The following is a 23,789-nucleotide window of genomic DNA, read 5'->3' as shown; positions in this document are numbered from 1 at the left end:
CTACACATCATTGGGCAGAGCTTAGCAACCACCTCCCACACTTATGAGAAAGGGTTACGGCACGACCCTTGTCAGCTGCCAAAAATACGCAGACCTGTAGTGGCCTCACGTAGCTGCGTGGTATCAAGGGTGAAGTCGATATCCAAAATTTCGCTGTCTCCGCTAGCGGTGACGGCATTGACGAGCGTGAAGATTCCACGTAGTTCATTAGCTTCTAGCGCCCTGTGGATCCAGAAACGATGCGACAGGCGATAGCCATACGATTCATAGTTGCCATCGCCACCGTTCATCTCACCGCTGTAGCCGGTTCCGGTACTTGGATCACGCAATTCTAGGGCCAAATCCAACTGCCCGAGTTGGTCGTTGCCGCGGTGGTGCCAGGCCAGTGCGTCCTCGCCCGGACCACGCAAAAAGATCCCGTCGACGCTGAGTGATACCCCGTTGGAGTGGACAGTTGCCGAATTCAACCGCAGGATCCGCTCGCCATCATCGTGCACGATTTCATCAAGCACTACGGTGACACCAAGTTCGTTAAGCCTCGGCCCATAGGACTGATAATCGTCGGCGCTTGCAGCTTCGTCGGCTTCAAGCATTGCCGCCAAGGCTTCATCGCTTTGTGGTTCATGCGACTCACGGCGGTACATGGCACGGGAGATAAACGGGTGACCGGTCCATCCCTGGTGCGCCAGCCCCAAGGATTCAAGGGATTCCTGTAGCTCATCGGAAGCCGAGAGCAAGGATTCATCGTAGGAACCTTCTAGAAAGGCTTTCGCAAAGTCGGCTTGGTGTTTCTGAAGTTCACCGCGATACCGCTCAAGTGAGTCCTTCAGGCCGTGGCCCGCCGCGTCAAAGGATTCGCGGGCTAAGTTCGGATCGATCTCGGCGCCCTGAAATTCGAAGCGCAGCGAGCTCAGGTACGGCAGGCCCTGTGGGGCGCCGGTTGAGACTCGTGCGAAATGGTATTCACCAAATACGTCGCTTTCAGGTTCTTCCTCGCCGTTCACGCTCATCTCCTATTTAGTCCAGTTCCATTCCATCCTTGGGGATGGTTAGCTCTTCCATACGGTTGAGCTCCTCGATATTCACGTCCTTGAACGTGACAATGCGTACCGATTTTACGAAGCGGCCGGTGCGGTACACGTCCCAGACCCAGGCGTCGGTAAGCGTGAGGTCAAAGAATACTTCACCATCGGCCGAGCGGGTTTTGAGATCAACACCGTTCGCAAGATAGAACCGGCGCTCGGTTTCAACAACAAAGTTGAAGAGGTTAGCAACATCCTTGTATTCGCGGTAGAGCTGCAGCTCAAGTTCCGACTCATAGTTTTCAAGGTCTTCGGCACTCATGATGCTTACTTGCCCTTTCGTGGTACTGGCGCGGCTTTGGGGGTTAGCTGCCAAGTTTTGCGGTGATAGTCGGTGGCACCGAGCTCTACGATTGCGTTCCGGTGCCCGATAGTCCCATAGCCCTTGTTCTGTATCCAACCGTACGCCGGGTGTGTTGAATCATAACCATCGAGCAGCTCATCACGCTCGACCTTGGCCAAAATGGAGGCCGCAGCAATGGAAAGCGCCAGCAAATCGCCCTTGATCAGGGTGCGCACAGGAATCAGCAACCCATCGATCGCTGCCGGGTCATCGAAGCCGGGCATGAGCGAATCGAGCAGCGTTGGCTGCTTAGTTGCCGAGAGCCAGTCTAGGTTTCCATCAAGAAGCACAGCATCAGCCTGTGCCGTGCTGGCTGTAAAGGCACGTAATCCGGCAAGACGCAGGGCAGGGACCAGACCGATTTCATCGATTTCTGCGGCACTTGCATGCCCCACGCCCCAACCCGCTGCCCAGTCTTTGATCTGTGGCACTAGGGCATGGCGGACTTCTGAAGAAAGTAGCTTGGAATCCTTGACTCCCGGAAGCTCACTGGCGACGTTCGGGTCGATGACCACGTAGCCAACCGAGACCGGACCGGCGAGCGCACCGCGCCCGACCTCATCGGCAGCACCAATGAGCGTGTATCCGCCGGCGCTGGCGTACGCGCGTTCGTGTTCGAGAGTGGGTGCCTGCGAAGCCATTAGTTGCCGGATTCTTCGGCCGGCTGATTAACCGCCGGTGCCGCACCTTGTGGGTCCGGGACAGAAGAGAAAACTTCCGAGTAGTTCGAGATGCCGCCGAGGCGGTCCAGCGGCCAGGAAATAACCGAAGCCTTACCTTCTACCGAATCTAGATCCACGAAGCCGCCTTGGAGGTCCTCGTGGTAGCGGGAGTCGGCGGATTCCGCGCGGTGGTCTCCCATGACCCAGATTTTGCCTTCAGGCACTACCTTGGAGAATTCTTGGTCCGAGGGAGCATCGCCTTCAAAGATATAGGGTTCGGTGATTGACACCCCGTTGATTGTCAGTTTCCCATCGGGTGCGCAGCAGGTAACGGTGTCCCCCGGCATTCCGATAATGCGTTTGATCAGGTGTTGATTCGAGGGATCTGGCATGAGTCCAACAAACGCCATGAATTCGCTCACCGGGTTGGTGACGGTGGAGGCGATGGGTGGCAGCCATCCCTGATCATCCCTAAAGACCACTACATCTCCGCGTTGTAGCTCAAAGGGACCCGGAACCATGAGGTTTGCAAAGATTCGATCGTTCTTTTGCAAGGTGTTTTCCATCGATCCCGAAGGGATGTAGAACGCCCTAAAGAAGAAGGTCTTTACTACGAGGGAAATGATCAGCGCGATGACCACGACGATGAGGATTTCACGCACCGCCGCCCAGACGGGATTTCTTTTCTTTCCCGAGTTGCCTTCGGGTGCAGTTGGCTCGCTGGCGTGCGTCACGTACGTGGTGCCCTTTCAGATAACTAAGATTCTTTGGTGCTGCTCGAAATAGGTGGCCAACTGTTTAGTTGGTTGCTCCTCGCTCGCGTAACACAGGTTCCTAGCCTACGTTGCCTTGCTATCAATCAGCCCATCTGGCACGGGGAGAAGCGGTGTATTCTGCTGGTTTCTTTGACTCACGTACTGAAGATGTACAGTCAGGAGGCGCGGCCGACCGCTGCTCCGTATCTTAGCGGCGCACAGGTTTGGCAACCGTGATGCTTCTATGAGTTGGTGCGGAGGAAGTTTTAGCGATGGTTTGTGTTGCCGTGATTTGATGCGTCCCGGCTCCCAGTCGCACCGGGAGTTTAGCTTTCCATTTGTTGCCGACAATCTTGACTTTGATGGTGTTCTTGCCGGCGCTGATCTTGACCGTCGCCCCATTGATTCCGGTTCCGCCGATAGTACGTGGTGCTTTACTGTAGGCGAATTTGGCGTTTGTTTTGGGTGTGGTAATCGTGGGTGCCTTGGGGATGAGCTTGAACGTGGATTTAGCTACGGGCGAGGAATCTTTCCCAATTTTTTGTGTTGTGCTGATTGTAGTGGTCCCATAGCCCCAGGAACCCTTCGGTTTAATGCTCCAGCTCCCCTTGGCCGAGACCGTGGCAGTTACTTTAGGTTTCCCCGCCCGGTTGAGTGTCACGGTTGCCTGAGGCGTACCGGTGCCGGAAATTATTTGTGGTGCGTTGGTTCCACGTGCCGCTTTGCTCAGGGAAGTGATCTTTGGTCGCGGAACCACTAGTTTGTAGCTTTTGGTAGCGGTAGAGGACTTGTTGTATCCGCTAACGGCTTGCGCACTGAATGTCAGGTTTCCGGCGCCAGGTGGGGTTTTGAAACTAAATTTTCCCTTTTCGACTTTCGCCTTGGCGATCGTTTTTCCACCAGCGTTCACCCTGACCGTGGTTCCTGCCGGAGCGTTGGCAACGCTACCGTTGATGCGGGTGCCAAATTCGAGTCCGGCTTTGCTGGCGGCGGTACTAAGTTTGGGAGTATTCAGGGCAAGCTTAATACTGTAGCCAGGTGTTGCCTTCAGTGCGCGGGTAATATCGGCAAAGTATGCTCGTCCCCCGTCATCATCGGCGATGGCACTGGTGATTCCCACGGCGCTACTGCCGGAGATAGCTCCACCGCCAGAATCACCCTCATCCGCGAGCCGGTAGTTACGATTTTTCATGCCGAATCCGTGGATGGCACGGATATCACGTGAAGTGTTTTTGAAGCCGCCCACAACAAAGATTCCGACTTCGTCAACCGTGCCACAGGTGTACCCGGTGGTTCGCCCGGACTTACAAACCTTGGTGCCAAGCTTGGCTTGAGTGATCCCGGTGATTTTGGGGCCGCGACTTTCGGCTTTCCCCTGGGCCCAGCCGCTGAGGTATGGCTGGGTTTTAAATCCCGGATTCAATTGGTTGATGACCGATATATCTGTTCCCAGGTTACCTACCAGGTAGTTTCCCTTGAGCGTGGTTGCCGTGTTGTTGCGTCCCCCAAATTGGGCGAATCCAAATTGTCCAAGTGCTGTTCCAAGTCCGCCAAAGTCCTGACTCGAGGAGGGTTTTTCCACCCGAAGTGATTTGATTTTCCCATCCCGGGTGCAATGTCCTGCGGAGATCGCTGCCGGTGCTCCCACCGCATTGAATCCAGCGAATCCAATGGAACACACGGCAAAGACTTCCGGTGCCAGCTCGGAACCATATCCCATCCCGCCGAGAACTTCGTTTGCCGCGGAGGATTCTGCGGGGCCGGCGGCTTCACGCAGGGTGACGTTTGAATATTTGCTCGCAAATTGTTCCGGTGTCAATTTTGTCCGTGGATAAATATCCAAGGTTGCCATCCGTGGAACTGCACGAGGGCCCGAGGATAGTGCACCTGTACGAATAATGAACCCGTTTTTGGTGAGCATGATTGCCTGTAGCTGGTCCAAGGCTGCGGGGTCGATCTGGCGCACGTAGTCGTTGAAGAGTTCTTCTACGGTCCGCGGGTTCTTGGCAGCAGGTAGCTGTTCGGCTATCACCAGGGGTGTTGCGGCATGACTACTAGCTGCCGTGGCAAGCTGCCCACCACCAAGCACCAGCAGCATGCTCACGCTAAGCACCGCTAGGCGTTTAATAATGGCTGGCAACGATTGATGCATTGGTGATTCTCCCCCGGAATTTGTTGGCCCACGATGGAGCGCAGAATCACGACTTTATCCGCAAAACAGCAGGTTCGGGGCATTGGCTCACCACGTGTTGATTCCAATATTCGTAGTCCCGAAGACCACTGGCACAGTATCGATGCCCATCTTGCGGTAATCCCCGTCGCGCGTGAACGTACATAACTGACGCGCAAGTAAAAATTACGGTTCTGAACCAGCACCGTCACCAGGTGATGACCCTGCACCCGCACATGCGAAACAAGGCCATCAGCTGGTGAGTGTGTTTAGGTGGCGATGCTACCGCTGGCTTTCCTCCAGCAGTTCCTTGGACTCTTCGGTTTGTTCCATGGCGGGTAGAGCCGCATGTGCCGCACCCTTCTTGTCACTGAAGCGAACCAAACGAATGGCGTTGAGGATCACCACGATGACGCTAATCTCGTGAACCAGCATGCCGGTGGACATGAACACCTTCTGGGACAAGACACCGAGGAGCAACATGACAACTGTGCCAATGGCGATGAAGGTATTTTGTTTCATGTTTCGTACAGTGGCCTTGGCAAGGGACACCGCGTGGACCAGCTGGTCAAAACGGTTGCCCATGAGAATCGCATCGGCCGTTTGGATCGATACGTCGGTTCCGGCACCCATGGCAATACCAATATCCGCCGTGGCAATCGCCGGTGCATCGTTGATACCGTCGCCCACCATTCCCACGCGTTTACCCTCGGCCTTCATCGCGGCCACCAGGGTCACCTTATCGGCCGGCAGCAGTTCGGCGTGAACGTTTTCGATGGACAGCTGAGCTGCCACGAGGTGAGCGGTGTGCTTGTTATCTCCGGTGAGCATGTAGAAGTGCTTGATGCCTCCGGCACGCAGCGCGGTGATCGCGTCCTTAACCTCCGCACGCACCGTGTCGGCGATGGACATGGTGGCCACGAGAATCTCCTCAATGACCACGAAGACAACTGTATTCCCTTCCCGTTCGCGCGTCACGGCGTGTGCGGCAACTGCCTCGGGAATCTGCACGCCTAGGGAGTTGAGCACTCGACGGGTACCAACAACGACATGTTGTCCCTTGACGGTACCGCCAATGCCGCCGCCCTTGATGACTTGGACATCGTGTGGCTTGGATTCAATGTCGATGCCGGCATCCTGCGCGCCCTGCACGATGGTGCGTCCCAGTGGGTGTTCGGAAGCGGTTTCAAGAATTGCTGCCATGGCAAGAATCTGATGCTCATCATTTCCGTTGACGGTCTTGACCTCGGTCAACCGTGGCTTGCCCTCGGTGAGGGTACCTGTCTTGTCAAAGACCAGGGTGTCGATCTTGGATAGACGCTCAAGTGCGTCACCACCCTTGAGCAGCACGCCGTGGCGTGCACCGTTACCCAATCCGGCAACCATCGAGACGGGCGTGGAGATGACCAGGGCACCGGGGCAGGCAATGACCAAGAAGGTCAGTGCGAATTCAATGTTGCGGCTGAAGATCAACACAATAATGGAGAGTACAACGATTGCAGGGGTGTAAATGTTGGCGAACTTATCCAGGAAGCGCTGGGCCTTGGTCTTGGTTTCCTGGGCTTCTTCAACCAGCTCAATGATCTGTGCAAAGGTTGTGTCATCGCCTACGTGCTCGGCTTCCACATGCAGGAATCCGGTATCTAGTAGGGTTCCGGAATAAACTTTTTGCCCGATAGTTTTGGGCACCGGTACCGATTCGCCGGTAATCGCCGCTTCAACCAAGTGGCCGCGGCCCGAAACAATCACCCCATCAACCGCTACCTTGCCACCGGAATGAATGATGAGGGTGTCACCCTCAACAATGTCATCTACCGGCACCGTGATGCTTTCCCCGTCGCGCAACACCGTTGCTTCCTGCGGGGCGGAATCAACAAGGTTTCGTAGCGAGGAGCGAGTCTTTTCCAGGGTTCGTGCCTCAAGCCAAGCTCCGAAGATGAACAGGAATGAGACAACTGCCGCCTCCACGTACTCACCAATGATCAGTGCTCCGACGACGGCGATGGTGACAAGAAGATCAATGCTAAAGGCCTTCATCCGCAGGCCCTGGAACGCACGAATTGCCGTGGGCACCCCGGCGATGACCGCGGAGCCAAACAAGAGCACATCCCGGGCAATGTGCAGGCCCGTCGGATGCAGGACGATGCTGAGCAACAGCAGGGCTCCGGTGAGGGCCGCAATCTGTGCCTTATGCTTGCCGGTCATGTGAACTTAACTCCTTGGATGTGGAAGGTCAGATCGCGCGGATTCACGATCTTCCACTTCCATTACATCCAAGCCCCCAAGATTGCGCCTTGATGTAGGTCAAGAACGCAAAAACCTACTAGCCCTCGTGGGCTTTGCTAATTCATGAGTTCAGCTTTGCTCAGATCAGTCGCAGCGCTTCTACATCCAAAAGTTCGATCTGCCGCCGTGATCCAAGACGCAACCAACCGATCTCTTCAAATTGGGTGAGTTTGCGACTTAATGTTTCCGGGGTCAACCCCAGGAACGAGGCAACATCCTTCTTGGTGGTGGGCAGCTTGACCAGGGCCTTGCCCGAGGCATCGTGAAGCGCCATGAGGTAGGCGGCGAGCCGATGCTCGGCATCCTCGCCGGCAAGCATACTGAGCTGGTGTTCGGTTCCGGCAAGCCTTGCGCTGAGAGTCTCAACCATTTTTACCGCAACCGATGGGTAGGCGAGCAAATAGTCGTGAAGTTCGTCATGGTGTAGTTCGCAAATATCCGAAGCTTCTAGGGTCAGCGCGAAATGGTCGCTGGTGGCGCCGCTGATAAATGTTGATTCACCCAAAAAATCCCCGGGCCCCAGAATGCGGATCACCTGCTCGTGTCCCGATTCGGTGATCCGGTAGATCTTCACGCGTCCTGCGTGAATGATCATGAGTTTTGAGTTTTTCTCTCCCGCACCATAGAGCTGTTCCTGACGGGGGTGCTTGCGGGGACGTACACGTTGCGCCACCGCTGTGAGTTCGTCTGGCACTAGGGCAGAGAAAAGGGGAACGCGCGCTACAAGTTGTTCGAGCGCGTCGTCCCCCTGCGGGTGTCCATGAGGTAAGTCCATGGCACCCATTCAATCAGTAACTGATTAGGAAACCTTTTGTGCTAGAACCGGGTAACCCAGATCGGTGATGGTTTTGGAGATGGCCTCTGCCTGAATCTGCTCACTATCAAATTGGACCTTGACCTTGTTCGAATTGAACATGACCTGTGTGGAGGAAACACCGGGAAGCTTGGAGACTACCCCTTCAATCTTCTTGATGCACGAAGGGCAGGTGAATGGTTCTGTCTCAAATCTTGCGGTTTTCATGATCTCTACCTTTGTCTCTTTGGTGCTTGCGCTTTTGATGCGCTGTTCCACCAGTACATCGTGATTGCGCCGTAGCTACCTTGACGCAGGTCAAGAACGAGAAGGGATTTTCAAAAAGATTTGTCGGCACCAAAGTTTTTGGTTATTCGGTGACCGATCGTTTGGCTTCGAGGGGCCAAATCACGTCGGTAACTTCTCCTAGCACACGGTTGGTATTGATCATCCCGCCTCCGGGTGCGCCAAGCAGTGCGCGCGAGTCCTCGGAGACCGAGCGGTGATCCCCCATGACCCAGAGGCGTCCAGCCGGAATTTCCACGCTAAATTCTTGTTCGCTGGGCTTATCCCCGGCAAAAAGGTACGGCTCATCAAGTGGGACTCCGTTCAGAAGTAGTTTCCCGCCCTGTCCCCTACTGGAAATTGTGTCGCCGCCGACTCCAATGACTCGTTTCACGTATACCGCATCGTTCCCGGCTAGACGCAGGGCCCAGGCCAACGAGTCAATGGGGTTTGGTTTTTGATAGGGCAGGAAGGATCCACGACCGTCGAAGATAATGATGTCTCCGCGTTGAATTTCGCGGTTTTTATAGGCAAGACGGTTTACTAACAACCCATCGCCGGGATTCAACGTCGATTCCATGGATTCGGAGCCGATATAGAAGAAGTCAATGACTGTCGCACGGATCACCAGGGTGATCAGTGCTGCTGCCATGAGGGCGCCAACGGCAAAGCGCCAGCCCCGCGAACGGGACCGGCGCTTTGCTGAAGCGGAAAAACGTTCCGATTCGGTAGATTGATCCACGATGGATCTTCTTCCCGCACGCGAAAGGCGCGGGAGGAAGGTTCTCGCTTTTCTTACTACTTGGCGGTGCGGAAGTCGCGCTTTTCGCGGATCTTCGCAGCCTTGCCGTGGCGATCGCGCATGTAGAAGAGCTTCGCACGGCGAACGTCGCCACGGGTTACAATTTCAATCTTGTCCAGTACCGGGGAGTGTACCGGGAAGGTACGCTCTACACCGACGCCGAAGGAGACCTTGCGAACCGTGAAGGTTTCGCGAACGCCGTCACCCTGGCGGCCAAGGACGAAGCCCTGGAAGACCTGAACACGGGAGTTCTTGCCTTCGATGATGTTTACGTGAACCTTGACGGTGTCACCGGCGCGGAAGGTCGGAACATCGGTGCGCAGCGAGGCTGCATCGACAGAGTCGAGAATATGCATGAATGCATCTCCTAGGCAGACGCCGCAGGTCACCTACCTTAGACACGGAGCACTTATTTCCCATTGCACAGCGTCAAGATGCTGCACTGGAAAGATTTGGTGTTCCGAAGCTTAGTACCGGGATCCATTTGTGAACCCTCGGCGGTCTGACTGTTGACTCGTTCCCCCTGCGGCAGGAGCTGAACCCAGTAGACCCAAGATTCTATTTTGCCACACCTTGAGCCGCTGCGCGAAGTCGACTTGGACACAGCCAGGTTTTCGCCCTTGCCCCGGTGTGCTTCGGTGCATCCTCGGATCCGAGGAGGCAAGAAGACCAATAACTCTTCGTGGTTTTTCCTCGGCTCTTTCACAGTCGATTCCTACTCCCATGAGCAAAAAGCTACCGATAGGCTTTTGCCATGTTAACTCGATTCTTGCAACGCCCCCTGATCTTGGGCACACTGGCTCTCACCGCTGTGGCCTTGAGTGCTTGCAGCATTCAAGAAACCGGTAGCATTTCTCCGTCTCTGCCCACACCCGAGCAACGTTCACCCAACGAATCAGCTGACTTCATTCCGCCGGCACAAGATATAGCCGCCCTGAGTGAAAAACTACGTGCCGCGGTAGCGGAACAAGACGCACAAGAAGTTCAACGACTCGTGAGCGCTGGCGCCGATGTTGATACCAAGGATGCAGAAGGCCGTCCGGCACTGGTTTTGGCCACGCGTTCCAACGCGGTAGATGTAGCCAAAGCCTTAATTCTTGCCGGTGCGAATGTCAATGCCCAAGATACGCAACAGGATTCCGCGTTCTTGTTTGCCGGAGCCGAAGGGTTAGACGAGATCCTGAAACTCACGCTGGCGCACGGAGCCGATGTCGCTTCCACTAACCGTTACGGTGGCACCGCGCTCATTCCAGCAGCCGAACATGGCTATGTTCAAACGATTAAGCTCTTGCTTGAAACAGAGATCGACGTGAACCATGTCAACAATCTGGGATGGACCGCCCTGCTCGAAGCGGTAATCCTTGGCAGCGGTGGCACCGATCATCAGGAAGTCATCAAGTTGCTCATCGAGGCCGGAGCCGACGTGAATCTGCCCGATGCGCAGGGCGTAAGCGCACTTGAACATGCCCGGCAGAAACAGCAAAGCGCCGTGGCCAAGCTTCTTGAAGAAGCCGGCGCACGGCGCTAAGCCGGGTAAGTTGTTAGCCCCAGGCAAGCTCGCTGCGCGGAATAATTTTTCCCTCGTGCACGGCGAAGCCGCTGTGCCATAGTGCATCGCGGTCGTGGCGGTTCAGCGTTTCCGGGTCCAGCTGCAGGATCAGATCCGGGCGGCGGGCAGCGGTACGTTCAAGCTGCTTGCCGCGGCGGAAACGCGCGATCTTTGCATGGTTACCCGAGAGCAGTACCTCCGGGACCTCACGACCTTCCCAGCTAGCGGGCTTGGTGTAGACCGGGTATTCGAGCAGGCCATCGGAGTGGGACTCCTCAACCAGAGACTCGGGATTGCCAATGACTCCGGGGATCAGCCGGCCAATGGCCTCAACCATGGCAAGCACTGCAACTTCTCCCCCATTGAGCACATAGTCACCAATGGATAGCGGACGCACATCATAGGCTTCGGAGGCGTGCTCGATGACGCGCTCGTCAATCCCCTCATAGCGGCCGCAGGCGAAAGCAAGGTGCTGTGCCTCGGCAAGCTCGTAGGCCATGGCCTGGTCAAAGACTGCTCCGGCGGGCGAGGGAACAATCAGGATTGGCTTTTCTCCGGTGGCGGTGGCTACCGGGGATTCCACGGCGATACGCCCCAGTGCTGCCGCCCACGGCTCGGGCTTCATCACCATGCCGGCGCCGCCACCGTAGGGGGTGTCATCAACCGTGCGATGGCGATCGTGGGTGTAGTCGCGTAGATCGTGGACGTTGAGGTCCAAGAGGTTTTCGCGACGGGCCTTGCCGATCAACGAAAGATCTAGGGCAGCGAGATACTCGGGAAAAATTGAGACAACATCAATGCGCATGATTCGTCCCTAGGCTTCCTTGCCGGCGTCATCTGCGGCCGACTCTTCGCGGTTAACTTCAAAGAGTCCTGCCGGTGGGGTCAACAAAATGTAGCCGCCCTCGATGTTGACCTCGGGAACAATGTCTTCAACGAACGGGATGAAGATTTCTTCGCCATCATGACCTTCAATAACCAGTAGGTCTTGGGCGGTGTTGGTGCGCAGGGCGGTAACCTTGCCAACTACCTTGTCGGCAATGCGTGCTTCAAGGTCAACAAGTTCGTGCTCATACCAGCCTTCTTCATCGTCATCGAGTTCCTCGGTTTCGATGAAGAGCTTGGCTCCACGCATAGTTTCGGCAACGTTGCGGTCAAGGATTTCTTCGAAGGCAAGCAGCAAGATTTCCTTGTTCCAGCGGGCACCTTCAACCGTCAGGGCTTTGACCCCGGGGTGCTCAACCTCGAACACCGCACCCGGAACAAAACGGTCCTGTGGTGTGTCGGTGAGGACCTGCACGGTGACCTCGCCGCGAATACCGTGTGGTTTGCCAATGCGAGCTACCTGCAGGCGCATGCGTTTCTCCTTGAATTACGTGGGGGTGGTCCCCCAGTGCGTGTGCGCCGGAAAACCGCTAAGTCTTGGTTCAATCTTACGTGGGGGTTTAGAGCATTTTGACCCGTTGGTGGTGAGCGATGCATCCCATTTTGTGTTTAACGCACAATGGTCTCTCAGCCTCCTTGATAGGGGGCGAGAGACCATTGCTACACAAAAAGTGTGAAAGAGGCTGGCTACCGGCGACGATCAGTGTCGACAACGTCGACGCGGATCGATTCTTCCGCCAGTGCGGCAATCACGGTGCGCAATGCTTTAGCGGTGCGACCCTGACGTCCAATAACCCGACCGAGATCCTCGGGGTGCACGCGCACCTCAAGGATGTCACCGCGACGGTTTCCCTTCAACGCGACCTGCACGTCATCCGGGGTGTCTACGATGCCGCGTACCAGGTGATCCAGCGCATCTGTGAGCACTGGTTACTCAGCCTCGGTTGCTTCTGCTTCGACCTCGGCCTCAGCAGGCTTTTCGGCCTTCTTGGTGATGGCCTCGGGCAGGATGACCGAGCCCTTCTCCGGGATAACGAAAGCAGGCTTGGCAACCTTGGTCTTCAAGGTACCTTCCTGGCCTTCGATGCCCTTGAACTTCTGCCAGTCACCGGTGATCTTCAAGAGAGCGGCAACCTGCTCGGTCGGCTGTGCGCCGACGGAGAGCCAGTACTGTGCGCGATCCGAGGTGATCTCGATGAACGAAGGCTCTTCGGTCGGGTGGTACTTGCCGATTTCTTCAATCGCACGGCCATCGCGCTTGGCACGCGAATCCATGACGACGATACGGTAGAAAGGTGCGCGCATCTTGCCGAAGCGCTTCAGACGAATTTTAACGGCCACTTTAGTGGTCACTCCTGTTTTCTCAACATGTGCGAAGTTCTGTTTCTGCACCCGTGGGGCGGGTCATACCGCAGATCTTCAAAAGGACAGGATTCAAGGCGGAGAGAGGGGCCGCTTCAAATCGAGTACCTGTCTATTATGCCAGAAACTTTTACACTTCACAGACCACTCGGAGATTTTCATCAGTAGTGTGTCAAATTTCACAACCGTGCCCTTAGTGACTAAAAAGTTCAGTGCCGCAACCTTCGAAAAAACCGCCTATTCGGGGAGTCGAATAACGCTCAGCGCCCGGGTAAGGATTGGGCGAGGATCCTCCTGATCGCTTCGTGCCCAGCGTAGCCAGCCGGCAAAGAGGCATGCCGAATACGCTGCGGCAAGATAATCGGCGATATCCTCATCAGCACCTGTATCAGCCAAATAGTCGCGCACCGTTACGCGTTGCTGCTTGAGTTTTGCATGGACAAGGGTTGCCAACTCTTCGTAGGCACCAATCAGCAGTAGGCGGCCGCGGGTGACAGCAAGATCCGGCAAGTGATCCACCGGGGCCAGACCGGCCGCCAACAAAACGCCAAATGGGTCACCAGCCACATCCCCCTGCATCATCAGGCTTCTACTCGTGCTCACGGCCTCATCTAGTCCACCCCAGACCAGCGCCGCCTTGGTGGGGAAATACCGATAAAGACTCTTGCGTCCAATGCCCGCGGCAGTAGCGATGTCTTCCATGGAAACAGACTCGTATCCACGCGCTTCGAAGAGCCGGAGGGCAATGGCCGCTACCGCCTCGGGGTCGATAGTTGCCGGGCGTCCGGTACCTCTGTGAGTGGCATTTGGCTGTTCATCGTGCATTTCACAAGTATGGCCTATTGAGTTATGACACAGAGTGTCATAACCTTAAGGTGTCTTGTTGTTCCACATATGAGGGAGTCTTTGTCGACCATGAGCACCGAAACCACTTGGCAAGAAGTTCCAACCACCGGCCGCTTTGCGGGTCAGACGGTCATCGTCACCGGCGCAGGCTCGGGAATTGGTGAGGCAACCGCGCTACGCGTGGCTCGCGAAGGCGGCAAGGTCATTGCCGCAGATATCAGCACCGAACGTCTAGACGCTCTGGTTTCTGCAAACCCAGATCTAGACCTGGTCCCGGTTGCCGGGGATATTACCAATCAGCAGGTTGTTGATTCGGTAGTTGCAGCAGCCAACGGCCGCATCGACGCTCTGGCCAACGTCGCAGGAATCATGGACAAGTTTGAACCCATCCACGAGGTTGAGGATTCCACCTGGGAACGCGTGTTCAACGTCAACGTCACCTCGATCCTTCGCCTAACTCGTGCGGTAGTTCCGCTCATGCTTGAGGCTGGGCGTGGATCGGTGGTCAACATTTCCTCCGAAGCCGGGATTCGCGGTTCCGCCGCGGGCGCCGCCTATACCGCATCGAAGCACGCGGTGGTTGGCATCACGAAGAACTCGGCGGTCATGTACGGCAAGTCGGGCCTGCGTTTCAACGCAGTGGCCCCCGGGGCAACCATCACCAACATTGAAGCGCCAATGGATTCGACCTTTGCCCAGCAAAACCTTGGCCCGCTGATGGCCGTGAATGTTCCTACGGCGGCAACGGCAGCACAGCTGGCCGCCTCCATTACCTTTCTTTTGAGCGATGATGACACCAACGTCAACGGCGTTATCCTTGCCTCCGACGGTGGATGGTCGGCGGTCTAACGCCCCCCACGCACTACCAAATCAAAGCCGCTCGCAGCCCTCCACCTGGTGGGGTGCGAGCGGCTTTCTTCATACCGGATAATTGATTGACCACAGAGCTAACCCTGCAACGAGAAGGAATCGATGGCACCGGCAGATCACTGGAAACGCGCTCAACTCGATGACCATTTTTGGGAATCCCAACGCGCTGGTGCACGGGCACCTCATGTGGCACCCATCAACGCGCTCATCGACGAGCTCACTATCGCCAAGGATTCGGTGCAACTCCCCTACTCGGCACCGTGGCACGGCGGTATCGAGGCGTCGGTGCTATGCGTACTCAATGACCCCGGTGAACGAGCCGGCGTTCCAGAGTTTTTCTGCATTCGAAATCCTGACCGAGCAGCGGATCGCCTCAGACACCTGATGACCGAGTTCGAGATAGCCCCAGAGGAGATTTCTTTCTGGAACGGGTACCCGTGGCCACGCGAAACCAAGAAGGATCTGCTACCCGACGAAGCACTCGAGGGAGGCAAAGCTTTAGTGGAAGCACTCTCCCTCATGAAAAATCTCAAGCTACTGCTACTGTTGGGCCGCAAGGCTAGAGATGCAGCAGATGCGGTACTGCCCGAGCTTCTGGCCGCCCATCCCGAGGTCCAGATCATACGTTCGTTACATCCACTGGGTGCCAAAAGTACAGTACAACGCCAGGCACAAAAGCATCTTTGGGAAGCGGTTGCATCCCGGATTGAGCAGGCCAGGCCCTGATTCGCTGCGGCAGTTATCCCCCTTGATGATGCGCTAAACATCACCCAAGTTGATTCAAAAATCCCCACCACCTTGCACGCCGGCGTGACATGCTAGTTAGATACGTTCCCAAACCGTTCCAAGAGAGACTTGAAATGCCCCGCTTAATGACCGACCCCGACTTCAGAAACTCCCAAGAAGCGGAGTTGTGGGCCGAACATGTAGCTCCCATTAATTCCCTGGTTGAGGATCTGCGCGCCGAGAACCCCACAAGTTCGGTACAGTTCACTGCCCCACTTCATGGTGGAACCGACGCCCGCATCTTGGTATTGCTGCCGGCGCCCGAATCAGTGAACCGCCCACAGGATGGCTCGGACATCCTCTCGACCGAGAACGATGACGCAAATGCAGAGGCTCTTGCCACGCTGTTGGCCGAGGCCCGCATCGATTCGAAGGAAGTCATTCTCTGGAATGCTTTCCCGTGGTACCTCCCGAGCGACGAAACGGGCATGCTCAAGGCCTCCCGCCTGAATGAGGGAATGGAACCCGCAAGCCGTTTCCTGCGTCTTGTACCAACACTTCGTACTGTGATCCTAATGGGCAAGGGACCGCAGGATTTTTGGGCCAAGCTCTCGAAGAAATATCCAGAGGCCCTCACCCGTATCACCGCTATCAACGATGCGGCGCCAGCTCCCCTGGTAAGCACCGGAACCAAAGCTCAACAGGCATCTCGCCTAGAACGCCGCAGCGCCGCATTGCGTGAAGCCCGCAATCTAGTTCGCCCGGAACATGGTCGCGAAACCTTGCGCCGCGAAACCATGGTCCGTGCCGAAGAGCTAGGCCCGGAGCACCTCGGCCGCGTGGTTGAGGTGACCGACGGAAATTTGACCCTTCACGGTCCACTGCTCAAGGCATTCCAACCAAGCCCCGAATGGCGTGTGACGGTTACCGTCAGCGTGGCAAACCAGCGCCGTTCGCTCGGCGTTACACCCGATACCTGGGTTCGTATCTATCGTGGAGCTGGCGTTCGTTAAAAACACCCTCCGCTAAACGCAAAGTGCCCGTGGCTACCAAATCAAATCGGTAGCCACGGGCACTTTTTAGGTGCGGGCCCACTTAGCTGAGCACCGCAAATAATTCCTACTTGGAAGCTTTACGCACCGGATCAATTACAGACTCAACAGTGCCCTTGCTACGCTTCTCAGCGCGTTTTTCCTTGATGGACTTCGAAGGCTTCTTAGCTTCGGCCTTACGTGGTGACTTTGACATGCTGTGCCGTCCTAGCCGGGAATGCGAGGCATTCCCAAAAGTGAGGGGAAAGTACCCCTACCAGCGAACCCTACGCGTAAACGCGCGCCAATGAGCGGAACCCAAGTTTTTTATCCTCCGAGCGCAACAACCATCAATCGGAAATATATCTCCGGACCGGGCCCACCGACGAGCGTGTTTAGTCGTGTTTGTGCTCGTGCATATGTGCACGTTCTCCGCCATGATCAAAGATGGTGAGGATTTCTACGGGCCCTTGGTGGGCTCCGATGTGGTGGGGAACCATGGTTGAGAATTCAGCGGCATTGCCTTCCTCGATGAGGATGGTGCGCTCCCCGAGGACGAGGCTAACGGTTCCGGAAAGCACGGTGAACCATTCACGCCCCGGATGCACGGCGAGTTCAGCCTTTCCCTTGGATCGCTCCGGGGTGATGCGCATTTTGGCGACAGTGGTTCCGTTGGCCGTATGTTCGCGTGAAAGCAGCCAGATGCTTAGTCCTGCTTGGTGCTCTGGTTCTGGCCTAATAACCACGTCTTCGTCGCCCGTGGGTTCGACGAGCTGATCCAGTGTTGTTCCAAGCGCTTTGGCAATGGGTACCAGTTGGTCAAGGGCTATGCGTCGATGGCCGGTTTCGATGCGGCTGAGCGTTGAGGGGCTAAGGAAGCAGCGTGCTGCCAGGGCATCAAGTGACCAGCCCTTGGCCAGGCGCAGGCCTTTGATGCGTTGGCGGATAACAGTGTCCATGGAAAGTTCTTGCGTCATACGCAAGAGTGTATGCCATAGGTGCATTGCATGGTTAGGCTTGGTATATGACGAATAACCATCACCAGCACGGACACCATCCCACCGAACACACTGGTTCTCACTCACACGAGCATTCGCATTCCCCCGAAGATGAAGCGCGGATGGCCAAGATGCTCGATCTCGATGCAAGCGTTCTGGCCGACCACCTAGCCGAAGTCACCGACTGGATTGCGGGCAACGCGGGAACACCACACAAGATTGCTGATCTTGGTTCGGGCACCGGCACGGGAACCATCGCCTTGGCGAGACATTTCACCGCGGGAACGGTGTATGCGGTTGACAGCTCCAAAACCATGCTTGAGCGACTGCACAGCAGGGTGGTTGCCTTGGGATTGAACGAACATGTCGTTACCGTTCATGCCGATCTTGATGCCCAGTGGCCAGAGATCGGAAACCTTGATCTTGTGTGGGCCGCTTCTTCCATGCACCACGTAGCAAAGCCCGCCAAGACCTTTGCCGAAGTTTTTGCTGCGATGAATGCCGGCGGCGTTTTTGCCGTCATTGAAATGGATGGCTTCCCACGCTACATTCCAGAAGATTTGGAACTCGGTACACACGGGCTGGAGGCACGCATTCGTGCGATCATCGACAACCGGGGTTGGAACAAGTACCCGGACTGGGAAACCGATTTAGTTGCTGCAGGATTTGAGGTCGAACAACGCATTTTCAGTTACGACTTTGCCCCGGAACCCGAAGTTGTTGGACCGTATGCCGAACTCCTGCTTGGCAACGTTCGAACCGGAATCGCAGATCAGCTCAGCCCGGAAGATCTGCCAATTATTGATGCATTGCTCGATCAAGCTCATCCCGCAGCGCTTGTTAATCGAACCGATATTAGATTGCGCGGATCACGTACCGTGTGGCTTGCGCGTAAGCCATAGTCGACATCCTGCGTATGGTGTTTTCTCGCTAGCTTCGCCGCGAACCAAACACCACCTCGGCGGTCTTGGAAACTGTTGCGGTGCGGCCCGGAGCACTTTGGAATTGCCAGTACAGATTCATGTGCGCAATAACTGAGGCTGGCTCCGGGGCGCCCCACGCAGTGCGATCTGTGCAGGTGTGGGCATCGGAAACAAGTATTACGTCGTAACCACGGGTGAAAGCACCGTGAATCGTAGATCGAACACAGGCATCACTTTCGGCACCGGAAATTGCAAGATGCCCCACACCGGCCGCGGCGAGAACTGTTTCAAGCTCCGTTGCTTCAAATGAGTCACCATGGTTCTTTGCGATGAGCGGCTCGGTTTCGAGCGGCCTCAGGCTCTGGACGAATTCCCATTCGTTGCTTCCAAAAACTAACTCTTCATCGCTGTGCTGTACCCAAATAACTGGGGTCTTGGATTCTCGCGCAGATTCAACAAGCAGAGAAATGTTCTTGGTTACCGATTCAACATTTTGGGCATCGGTGATAACCGCATTTTGCATGTCGATGACCACCAATGCTGTTGCAATCCTGTTTTCCAACGTACTCATGATCATGTCCTTTGCGATGTTCATTCGGTTGGTTCCACAGTTGAGGATACGCCGACGCCGACGACATTTTGGTGACTGCCCAACGACGTGCGACCTAGCGATCTAGGAAGCTACATCAGGTGATTTCGTTGGAGGCAATAAACGATGTTGTGCCCCAAGGGCCGTCACCAAGAATCGCGTGGTTTAGATACGTTGCCCGTCGAAGACCCCGGCACGGCTCGTGAGCATAGAACCCGCTTAAGGCCATACTACGACCAGGTGCGTTAGCCCGTACTTTTAGATTTACTGCATGTTTTGGCCTCTGATATCCGTCTTGATCGCATCCAGAATCCTTGCAAGCTCAAGCACCGTCAGCACGTCTTCAAAGGTGAAGAGCCCCGGTGAAAATCCAATTGTAGGATCCCTTCACCCAGACTCTTCACCGACAGATATCTATTTAGCCGCAGGGCTTCCAGCTCTTACCACCTGGTGCGTAGCAACGTGGGCCGGTGTATCCGGAATAGGAGCCACCAGATTTCTTGGGTGCACGCTTCTTGGCTGGCGCCTTGTAGGTTTTCTTGGGAACAACGTTTTTCTTTTTCGGCGCCGCTGCCTTCTTCTTTGCGGCGGCCTTGCGTTGCGCTTCGGCCTTGGCGGCATGTGCCGCTGCGCTCTGACGCTTGGCCTTGGCCTGCTGCTCGGCTTGGATCTTCTGTTGTTCCTTGAGTTCTGCAGCCTTCTGCTCGGCCACAATTTTCTCTTGCTTTGCCTTCTCCTCTTGGACCTTCTGCGCAGCTGCGGCTTCCTTGGCAGCCTTTTCCGAGGCGGCTAGCGTACTTTGGCTCCGCGTCAGCTTCACTTCGATATCGGTCGCACGCTTCAGCGCGGCATCAAGCTTTGGTTGCGCCGCACCACGACGTGCAGCCCAAATACCTGCAGCCACGGTACTTTCACCCTCATGAAGCGATTTCAGCGCAGCATTCTTGGCCTTGCCGGCGAGAATTGCTGCGGCTGCAACGCCAAGCGCACTACCTGCGGCTACTGCCGAGGTGGGATCTGCATCCTCAACTTCATCAAAATCGGCAAGCGCACCGGCAACGGTAGCCGGTACCGTACAGGCGATAGCTTGACTAAAAAGTCCGGTGGCAGCTGTTTGCGCCGCTTCTTCGGCCGCTTTAACTTCGGCGTAGAAGCGCTCATTGGGCTGAAACAATACGGCTACCCCGAGTCCGGCGGCAGCTATTTGTGCGTTGACAAGCTTCTCATCTTTATAGACGCCGGCCAGCGTACGACCATAGGGATCAAGACGTTCGATGCCATAGGCGAGGGTCACCTTATCGCCCGGAGCCAGCAGGGATTCGGTAAAGTCTGTTGCTTCTTGGCCCAGACACTCGACGGGCTTATCCGGATGCTTAGTTTCCGGCGTATCAATATTTAGCAACCTGACGGTCGTGTCAGTGCCGGAGATATCGGCAACGATTGTATCGCCATCGATAATTCGAACGACCGTGGCGGCCGATTCGTCAGAATTCTTACTTGGTGCCGGCACCGCGGTGCATGCCGTCATGACCAACCCGAAGCTCATGACCGTTGCAATGGCTGCTCCAAGCTTGCGCTTGGCGGCCACTACTTTGTTCGTTCCCCCGAACATTTAGACTCCCTTGGAATGCGCGAATCACAAAACCGCAAGTCTATCGGCTTTTACACCGCGTACTTGAACTGGATGAAGAGCTTGAAACTCAGCGCGTTTCCGGTGCACCAGAGCAATCGGCTTTAGCCTCAAAAACAGCGGGGATTTTCAGCGTGTAGGGGATCCCCCATTGGTTGGTGTAGCGAACTTTGAAACCTGACAGTGAGGATTCTCGCGTTGCCTCTGCAGGTTCTAAAGCCATGATGATCGATTGCACCGGGGCATTACCCAAACGTGCTGGGAGCAAATCCCGCTTGGTCCATGCAGCGGCGGCGGCAGTTCCATCATCGAAGAGTGGGTAGCCAATGCTGCCGATGGCGAATATTTGGTCCTGAACACCGGCCCCGGAGAGCCTGTAGTTCACTGGCTCGAGCATTTCAATTGACTTGATGTCGACCCAGCGACCGTGTCTAACTCGAATTGACGGCGCGGTGATGATACCCGTTCTGTCACCAACGTTTTCGGTGTTATGACAGGTTTTAGAACCTAGATCATGTTCTTGGACGGGATCGAACATTTGGTATGCCGCCCAGCTGCCAACTGCCAGCACAGCAACGAGTAAACCAATCGCCGCGAATAGTGGCCAACGTCGTTTCTGCCCGGCGTTCTTCTGTGCCGTGGGCCGCCTGGTAGCCATGATTCTAGTTCTTCCCCCGGTCGCTTCGAGTCAAGGTTGCTGCAGCGCTGTAACGCAATACCGTATCCTCCGGTCATCCTATCCAAAGCAATGCTTTGAACGGTGATACGCAGCAAACAGTTGTACCGCGTCGGTTCAATTCCGGATACTCGGTTCAAGAATTCGGGGGGGTGGTTCGATCCTGGGCCTTTGACCATCCGGTTGCTGCTTGGAACGACGAGTAGGCGGCAGGGCACGTCCGATCCCTTCTGGGGTGGAGGTGTCCTGCTGCCTACTGTGTTGGTGGTGCTTATTTTGGGGGTTAGGGGTTTCCCGGTGGGGAGCCTCCCGGCGGGTTTCCCTCTTGTTTTCGCTTGGGATAACCCTCAATTTTGATTCCCGGGAGCGGCGGTGCCTTGGAGATGTAGGTATGTCCGCTGGGGGTGGTGATTTTGAAGGTATGTCGTTGCCCTTTAATGGGCTTTTCTTCCCAACCTGGGGCTTCCTTGGTCTGGTTACACCCTGCACAGCGCGATGAGCTGTTGGCTTCAGTGGTTTTTCCGTTCTTCCGAACCTGGACCACATGATCCATATCCTGAATTTTTCCGTTGCAATACGGGGTTCGGCAATATTGGTCCCGCGCTTTAATGAGTTTTTTCAGGTTTCCTGTGAAACGCCGTGCCTGAGATTCCATGGCCATCAGGCGGCCGGTGCGGCTATTCACGTAGATCCCGCGCACCCAAGTGGCCAGCTGATCTTCGGGATCTTCGGCGATCAACTCTCTGGCACGCTTGGCGCTGATCATTCCATAGCCCGGGATCATCACCGGTTCATCGCTTTGTCCGGCCAAGACTGCCGCATCCATCACCAAGAGTATTTCCAGCCGAGTCTTCCGACCGGGGTGGGCTCCGGTGATCAACCCATAGAAGGCATCCGCTTGGATTTGGCCGGCATTTCGTTTTTCATCGGTTTGTTTTTGAGCCTTGGCTTTTTCTCTCGCCAGAACCTGAAGTATCGCAGCTCCCATGGATAGCGGAAATGTTCCGCTGATGAGGATTTCATGGGCATTGATCTGATATCCACCGATATGGCGGTTCTTCCACGCTTTGTCTTCCAAATCTTCTTCGGTCTGAGGTTCCAACAATAAGGCCCAGTAAGAAATGACCGAGGTCAGCAACGCGGTTCCCTGGTCAAAACAGCTGTTAACCTCTTCCCACAAGAGCTGGTCGATCAGCCGCCGATTCTCTTGTTGCAGATGTCTGGTTCCGCTGATCACCACTTGAGCTTGAACCCACGTGAGTTTTCCTGCACGTAGCCCTTGCAAAGTCTGGGGAAGATCGTCTTCCAAGATGCGGGAGCTATTGGTGAATTCGGTTCCGCGCTTGGGAGATAACCTCAGGGCCAACGCAATTTCTTTAGAGGCGCCCCAGCCCGGATTCTTTTCTCGCACTCTGCGGCTCTGCCGATCAAGAGAAAGTGCATCTTCGTAGGCGACCGCATGATCGACTTGCTTGGCCACCAGAGCACTTTTCGTTTCCTCCATGGCCACAAGGTTTTCTACCGTATCGAAATGATTATCGGGAACATCCATGCGGTTCAGGCTCGCGGCCAAAGCACGAATACCGTCGGCACCATGAACGGTGAGGAAATCGGCGATCACCTGAACCATGTTCACTCCGTCGGCTTGCAAGTCCGCGTAACTCAACTTCTTCTTGGAACCACTACGGGTGGCTTCAATAGTAGGAGTACCGCTTGATGACTTCTTCGCCATACCACAAGTATAGAACTAAGCAGCGGTGATTTGAAGTATAAATTTTAGATATTCGAAGTTATTTTCTATTTATTTCGAAGTGTCTAGCCAGCACCTAAACACCGGCCAAACTCTGGGTAATCCCCTCATACACAAGCATCCCAGCCGGCACCGACGATTCGGTTGGATAGGGCACAGCCGGCGGCCAATACATATCCATCGTATTTTCAGGGGGTGTCGGCCAATACCTCTAGGGACGCGGGAGTTGTGCTGTTCGGGAAACAACCCTTTGGCGTTCGAACGTAGAGCCGGATGCTTGTACGCTGAGCGAATGGCAAATTCCACCAAAACCCAGTGTTGCGCAGTCAAAACCAAGCTCCTTCCTACCCTTGGCGTGGGACTTGCAAGTGGGCTGCTCACACTCATTGATCCGGCAAAAATGCGCTCATCAACCCGCACTACCCTGTGCATTGCCACGGGCACGCTGGTCGGCGGATCGATATGGTTTGGTACTGGACAAGACCCTGACACCAAACACAACATCAAGCTACGCTCCGGGATGACCCTTCTGCTTTCCGCACTCGGATATGCCAGCACCAAGATGGGCTTTGCCCTAGATGCCAAAATTCACCAGGGCCTGGTCAAGCGCGGAATTACAAACCCGCGCACCCTCATGGCAGTTGGCGCTGCGATACTCACCGTCGGATCGTACTTACTAGAGCCGCAGAGCACCGAAGAACCAGCAGTAGCTCTGAAAGAACCTACCGAATCCGGCACACCAAGCTCCGAGACCATTGTGTAGGTCCAAGCCCAAG

The 23,789-nt window shown here is 55.6% G+C and carries 27 protein-coding genes; 6 read left to right on the top strand and 21 right to left on the bottom strand.

Going from position 1 to position 23,789, the window contains the following annotated elements; genetic code table 11:
• Positions 1–71: 71 nt before the first annotated feature.
• From CQ018_RS12720 to rplS, 10 genes are all read right to left on the bottom strand, one after another.
• Complete coding sequence (locus tag CQ018_RS12720; protein WP_146111900.1) at positions 72–1,004, bottom strand: hypothetical protein; 933 nt, start codon at positions 1,002–1,004, stop codon at positions 72–74.
• Positions 1,005–1,017: 13 nt separating this feature from the next.
• Complete coding sequence (locus tag CQ018_RS12715; RefSeq protein WP_105550371.1) at positions 1,018–1,344, bottom strand: DUF2469 domain-containing protein; 327 nt, start codon at positions 1,342–1,344, stop codon at positions 1,018–1,020.
• 5 nt (positions 1,345–1,349) lie between these two features.
• A complete protein-coding gene (locus CQ018_RS12710; RefSeq protein WP_105550370.1) occupies positions 1,350–2,066 on the bottom strand; it encodes a ribonuclease HII in 717 nt (238 codons plus the stop codon).
• Positions 2,066–2,821, bottom strand: coding sequence for a signal peptidase I (lepB, locus tag CQ018_RS12705; RefSeq protein WP_105550369.1), 756 nt, complete (start codon positions 2,819–2,821; stop codon positions 2,066–2,068). The genes CQ018_RS12710 and lepB (CQ018_RS12705) overlap by 1 nt, the downstream gene beginning before the upstream one ends.
• Before the next feature lie 229 nt (positions 2,822–3,050).
• Entirely contained in the window at positions 3,051–4,994 is a 1,944-nt protein-coding gene (locus CQ018_RS12700; protein WP_105550368.1) for a S1 family peptidase, read from the bottom strand.
• 300 nt (positions 4,995–5,294) lie between these two features.
• Positions 5,295–7,217: a cation-translocating P-type ATPase gene (locus tag CQ018_RS12695; protein ID WP_105550367.1), complete on the bottom strand. Its 1,923-nt coding sequence runs from the start codon at positions 7,215–7,217 to the stop codon at positions 5,295–5,297.
• A gap of 160 nt (positions 7,218–7,377) precedes the next feature.
• Positions 7,378–8,073, bottom strand: coding sequence for a Crp/Fnr family transcriptional regulator (locus CQ018_RS12690; protein WP_181149873.1), 696 nt, complete (start codon positions 8,071–8,073; stop codon positions 7,378–7,380).
• A 24-nt stretch (positions 8,074–8,097) separates the two neighbouring features.
• Entirely contained in the window at positions 8,098–8,319 is a 222-nt protein-coding gene (locus tag CQ018_RS12685) for a heavy-metal-associated domain-containing protein (protein WP_105550409.1), read from the bottom strand.
• A 142-nt stretch (positions 8,320–8,461) separates the two neighbouring features.
• Positions 8,462–9,118 (bottom strand): signal peptidase I, encoded by a 657-nt coding sequence (gene lepB / locus CQ018_RS12680; protein ID WP_258142590.1) that lies wholly within the window; start codon positions 9,116–9,118, stop codon positions 8,462–8,464.
• Between the two features lie 56 nt (positions 9,119–9,174).
• Complete coding sequence (gene rplS / locus CQ018_RS12675; RefSeq protein ID WP_105550365.1) at positions 9,175–9,534, bottom strand: 50S ribosomal protein L19; 360 nt, start codon at positions 9,532–9,534, stop codon at positions 9,175–9,177.
• A 398-nt stretch (positions 9,535–9,932) separates the two neighbouring features.
• On the opposite strand from rplS, the gene CQ018_RS12665 reads away from it, so the two are divergent.
• Positions 9,933–10,706, top strand: a complete 774-nt coding sequence (locus CQ018_RS12665) for an ankyrin repeat domain-containing protein (protein ID WP_105550363.1) — start codon at positions 9,933–9,935, stop codon at positions 10,704–10,706.
• A gap of 13 nt (positions 10,707–10,719) precedes the next feature.
• Here CQ018_RS12665 and trmD read toward each other — a convergent pair whose 3' ends face one another.
• From trmD to CQ018_RS12640, 5 genes are all read right to left on the bottom strand, one after another.
• Entirely contained in the window at positions 10,720–11,532 is an 813-nt protein-coding gene (gene trmD / locus CQ018_RS12660) for a tRNA (guanosine(37)-N1)-methyltransferase TrmD (protein WP_105550362.1), read from the bottom strand.
• A gap of 9 nt (positions 11,533–11,541) precedes the next feature.
• Positions 11,542–12,084 (bottom strand): ribosome maturation factor RimM, encoded by a 543-nt coding sequence (rimM, locus tag CQ018_RS12655; RefSeq protein WP_105550361.1) that lies wholly within the window; start codon positions 12,082–12,084, stop codon positions 11,542–11,544.
• 215 nt (positions 12,085–12,299) lie between these two features.
• A complete protein-coding gene (locus CQ018_RS12650; RefSeq protein WP_105550360.1) occupies positions 12,300–12,539 on the bottom strand; it encodes an RNA-binding protein in 240 nt (79 codons plus the stop codon).
• A gap of 3 nt (positions 12,540–12,542) precedes the next feature.
• Entirely contained in the window at positions 12,543–12,953 is a 411-nt protein-coding gene (gene rpsP, locus CQ018_RS12645; RefSeq protein ID WP_105550359.1) for a 30S ribosomal protein S16, read from the bottom strand.
• Between the two features lie 258 nt (positions 12,954–13,211).
• Positions 13,212–13,799, bottom strand: a complete 588-nt coding sequence (locus tag CQ018_RS12640) for a TetR family transcriptional regulator (protein WP_105550358.1) — start codon at positions 13,797–13,799, stop codon at positions 13,212–13,214.
• Between the two features lie 90 nt (positions 13,800–13,889).
• Here CQ018_RS12640 and CQ018_RS12635 point away from each other — a divergent pair, with 90 nt between their 5' ends.
• The 3 genes from CQ018_RS12635 (at position 13,890) to CQ018_RS12625 (ending at position 16,429) form a co-directional block, all read left to right on the top strand.
• Positions 13,890–14,669: an SDR family NAD(P)-dependent oxidoreductase gene (locus CQ018_RS12635; protein ID WP_105550357.1), complete on the top strand. Its 780-nt coding sequence runs from the start codon at positions 13,890–13,892 to the stop codon at positions 14,667–14,669.
• Between the two features lie 123 nt (positions 14,670–14,792).
• A complete protein-coding gene (locus CQ018_RS12630; RefSeq protein WP_105550356.1) occupies positions 14,793–15,416 on the top strand; it encodes a hypothetical protein in 624 nt (207 codons plus the stop codon).
• A 134-nt stretch (positions 15,417–15,550) separates the two neighbouring features.
• The gene (locus CQ018_RS12625; protein WP_146111899.1) at positions 15,551–16,429 is read left to right on the top strand and encodes a hypothetical protein; all 879 of its coding nucleotides are present in this window, start codon (positions 15,551–15,553) and stop codon (positions 16,427–16,429) included.
• A 106-nt stretch (positions 16,430–16,535) separates the two neighbouring features.
• Here the strand turns inward: CQ018_RS12625 and CQ018_RS20540 are convergent, their stop codons facing one another.
• Positions 16,536–16,664, bottom strand: coding sequence for a hypothetical protein (locus CQ018_RS20540; RefSeq protein ID WP_258142589.1), 129 nt, complete (start codon positions 16,662–16,664; stop codon positions 16,536–16,538).
• Between the two features lie 178 nt (positions 16,665–16,842).
• Positions 16,843–17,424, bottom strand: coding sequence for a helix-turn-helix domain-containing protein (locus CQ018_RS12620; protein WP_105550354.1), 582 nt, complete (start codon positions 17,422–17,424; stop codon positions 16,843–16,845).
• A gap of 47 nt (positions 17,425–17,471) precedes the next feature.
• On the opposite strand from CQ018_RS12620, the gene CQ018_RS12615 reads away from it, so the two are divergent.
• Positions 17,472–18,347, top strand: a complete 876-nt coding sequence (locus tag CQ018_RS12615; RefSeq protein ID WP_105550353.1) for a trans-aconitate 2-methyltransferase — start codon at positions 17,472–17,474, stop codon at positions 18,345–18,347.
• Between the two features lie 28 nt (positions 18,348–18,375).
• Here the strand turns inward: CQ018_RS12615 and CQ018_RS12610 are convergent, their stop codons facing one another.
• From CQ018_RS12610 to CQ018_RS12595, 4 genes are all read right to left on the bottom strand, one after another.
• On the bottom strand, positions 18,376–18,939 hold the full coding sequence (locus CQ018_RS12610) for an isochorismatase family protein (RefSeq protein ID WP_105550407.1): 564 nt from the start codon (positions 18,937–18,939) through the stop codon (positions 18,376–18,378).
• 436 nt (positions 18,940–19,375) lie between these two features.
• Complete coding sequence (locus CQ018_RS12605) at positions 19,376–20,569, bottom strand: thermonuclease family protein (RefSeq protein WP_105550352.1); 1,194 nt, start codon at positions 20,567–20,569, stop codon at positions 19,376–19,378.
• 88 nt (positions 20,570–20,657) lie between these two features.
• Positions 20,658–21,245 carry a hypothetical protein gene (locus CQ018_RS12600; protein ID WP_105550351.1) on the bottom strand — a complete coding sequence of 196 codons (588 nt, stop codon included), beginning with the start codon at positions 21,243–21,245 and terminating at the stop codon, positions 20,658–20,660.
• A gap of 301 nt (positions 21,246–21,546) precedes the next feature.
• Positions 21,547–22,995, bottom strand: a complete 1,449-nt coding sequence (locus CQ018_RS12595; RefSeq protein ID WP_105550350.1) for a DUF222 domain-containing protein — start codon at positions 22,993–22,995, stop codon at positions 21,547–21,549.
• Positions 22,996–23,305: 310 nt separating this feature from the next.
• Between CQ018_RS12595 and CQ018_RS12590 the strand changes: the two genes are divergently transcribed.
• Positions 23,306–23,776, top strand: a complete 471-nt coding sequence (locus CQ018_RS12590; protein WP_105550349.1) for a hypothetical protein — start codon at positions 23,306–23,308, stop codon at positions 23,774–23,776.
• The last annotated feature ends 13 nt before the right edge of the window (positions 23,777–23,789 follow it).

Origin of the sequence: Arthrobacter sp. MYb227, from assembly GCF_002975435.1 — a bacterium.
Taxonomy (GTDB): Bacteria; Actinomycetota; Actinomycetes; order Actinomycetales; family Micrococcaceae; genus Paeniglutamicibacter.
The sequence above is the reverse complement of the archived record's forward strand: the minus strand, read 5'-3'. Positions and strand labels throughout refer to the sequence as shown.